The following is a 2,691-nucleotide window of genomic DNA, read 5'->3' as shown; positions in this document are numbered from 1 at the left end:
CCCCCGTCCGGCACCCAGCAGCAGGAGATCGTCCCATGGCCGGTGAAAAGGCCGACGTCAAGCATTTCGACCTCAAGCAGATGGAGAACTTCCGGGACAACGAGGTACAGCCGGTCTACACGGCGGCCAAGAAGCACCGCGAAGAGGGCGACGGGTCCACCATCCGCCCGCTCGGCCACCTCGTCGACGGGCACACCACCCCGGACAACCTCGACCAGAACCAGCAGCTCCTGCGCATCGGCAAGATGGCCACCGAGCCCCTGGTCTCGGGACCGAAGCTGATCGAGGGCGTCCGCACCACCGCGGAGGCCATCGACAAGCTGCTGGGCGACCAGATGGATCTCTTCAAAGAGCTGAAGGAAGCCCTCTCGGACACCATCGAGGAGGCCAACAAGACCAAGAACAAGAACCTCGACGCGATCGACGCGCAGACCCTGCTGCAGACGTTCGAAGAGGTCGACACCCTCACGGCCGGCGGCACGGAAGAAGAAGACGAGGACTGACCCCGCCCGTGCCGGCGGTGGCCACGACCGGCCGGCGCGCTCCGTAAGACACCCACGCCCGCGCACCCGTACGAAGACACGGTGTGCCGGTGCGGACGACAACCGACCAGAAAGGGCGCCCGGTGGCCGATCGCTACGACCCCAACTCCGGCACCAACCTCGACAAGTTCGACAACGCCGGCGACCCGTCGAGTGACGTCTGGGCCACCCTGGTCAAGCACATCACCGGTTATCCGGTGCCGGACCGCAGCACCATCTTCGACACGCTCCGCTCCGACCACGGCGGCAAGCTCTTCCGGATGGACATCAAGGAGCGCAGCCTCAGCCTGATGGTCAAGGACTCCGGGTTCCTGACCAACACCGGCGAGGACTACGACATCTTCTTCTTCGACGGCGGCAAGAAGACGAAGATCATGCAGGCCCGAATCGTGTTCGAGGGCCGCGTGAAGGCCGGCGAGGAGATCATCTTCGCCGGTCCCGGCTCCGACAACGTCAATGACGCGCAGGTCCGTGAGGGCAACGAGTTCACGGACTACAACAAGGACAAGATGTCCACCATCCCGCTCGCCCGGTACATGAACGGGCCGCGGACGGCGCTCCTGGAGCTGCTGAGGGGCGGCACCCAGAACGCCCGGTTCAGCAACCTGAGCGTGGGCGGCAGCGACGCGGTGGACCTGAACTCCTTCAACCGCACGGGCGAGTCCTTCGACTACGCCGCCAAGTTCTTCCGGGACCACCAGGTGGTCCTGAAGGACTGGGAGGACCGTTTCAGCAAGGACGACGCCAGCTGGAAGGGCGAGGCCGCGGAAGTCTTCCGCAGCCTGCTGAAGAAGATCCGCGAGAACTACGACGCCTACATCGAGACCTTCGACTCCTCGGCCGGCACCGGCGACGAGACCGGCACCGGCAACACGGTGTACTCGCGCGCCCTGTCGCTCGGCCGCAAGTACCTGGAGGACTCCGCCACCAAGCTGCTGGAGGCCTGGCTGGCCTGGGCGAAGTCCCCGTACTACGACCCGCACCAGGTGCTGCGCTACGTCCTGGACGACCTCGCCCAGTGGGTGGACGCGAACAACGTCGCCAAGACGAACATCACGTCCACCAGCAACCGCTACACCACCACCGTCCGGCACAGCCCGCAGGGCGGCTTCACCCAGACGCACCCCGAGTACGGCGACCTGACCGACATCGCCAACTGGGCCAAGGTCGGTGACAAGGCGGTCAAGGTCTGGAGCCAGGGCGTCGAGGACTACCTGAGCAAGCCCGCCGCCACGGTGCAGTCGAACCTGAACAACCACTTCCTCGAACTCGGCGAGGACTTCGCGGACAACGTGCCCAAGCCGAAGTCCACCAGCACCGCCTCGGAGGAGTACGAGGAGAAGAAGGCGAAGGAGGAGGAAGAGGAGCTCAGGAAGCAGCGGGAGGAGGACAAGAAGTACCAGGAGGAGCTGCGGGAGGAGCAGAGGAAGCAGCGGGAGGAGGACAAGAAGTACCAGGACGAGCTCCGTGAGGAGCAGAACAAGCAGCGCGAGGAGGACAAGAAGTACCAGGACGAGCTGCGGGAGGAGGCGAACAAGCAGCGCGAGGAGGACAAGAAGTACCAGGACGAGCTCCGTGAGGAGCAGAAGAAGGAGCAGGACGAGGCCAAGCGCGAGGCCGAGGAACTGCGCAACGAGCAGAACCAGCAGCGCGACGAGGACAAGAAGTACGCGGACGAGCTCCGCGAGGAGCAGAAGCGCGAGCAGGAAGAGGCCAAGCGCGAGGCCGAGGAGCAGGCCAAGGAGGTGCAGGAGAGCCTCGGAGGCATCAACGACCCCAACAATCCGGCCAACCAGCAGAACCTCGACAGCCTCGACGACCTGCTGAACCAGAAGAACGACATCACCACCGAGAGCCTGGGCGACCTCGGCGACATCAACGGCCAGGGCAACGGCAACGGGAACGGCAACGGCGAGACGGACCTGGGCCCGGTCACCTCGAACCTCGGCAACCTGGGCTCGCTGAACGGCGGCTCCCTCAAGACCCCGACCGGCGGCAACACGCAGGCCGACGGCGGCAAGCTCACCACCGACTTCCCCGACGGAACCACCACCTCGTTCGACCCCGACACCGGGACGCTGACCACCACGTCGCCGGACGGCAATGTCACCACGCAGGATCTGGGTGACGGTCTGAAGGTCGGCAACCT

General features: G+C 65.3%; 2 protein-coding genes. Both read left to right on the top strand.

All coding sequences use genetic code 11. From position 1 onward, the window contains the following. Positions 1-35: 35 nt before the first annotated feature. Positions 36-503 carry a type VII secretion system-associated protein gene (locus ACFWGJ_RS43205; protein ID WP_189773764.1) on the top strand — a complete coding sequence of 156 codons (468 nt, stop codon included), beginning with the start codon at positions 36-38 and terminating at the stop codon, positions 501-503. Between the two features lie 89 nt (positions 504-592). Beyond that, on the top strand, positions 593-2,691 hold a 2,099-nt coding region (locus ACFWGJ_RS43200; RefSeq protein ID WP_387334450.1), incomplete at its 3' end, for an AAWKG family protein.

This window comes from Streptomyces sp. NPDC060205 (genome assembly GCF_042728395.1).
Classification (GTDB): Bacteria; Actinomycetota; Actinomycetes; order Streptomycetales; family Streptomycetaceae; genus Streptomyces.
Note: the sequence above shows the minus strand (reverse complement) of the source record. Positions and strands in the feature narration are given on the sequence as shown.

Bases quoted from the DNA above. Each gene is read 5' to 3' on its own strand.
- ACFWGJ_RS43205 (WP_189773764.1), top strand. From the start codon at position 36: ATGGCCGGTGAAAAGGCCGACGTCAAGCATTTCGACCTCAAGCAGATG.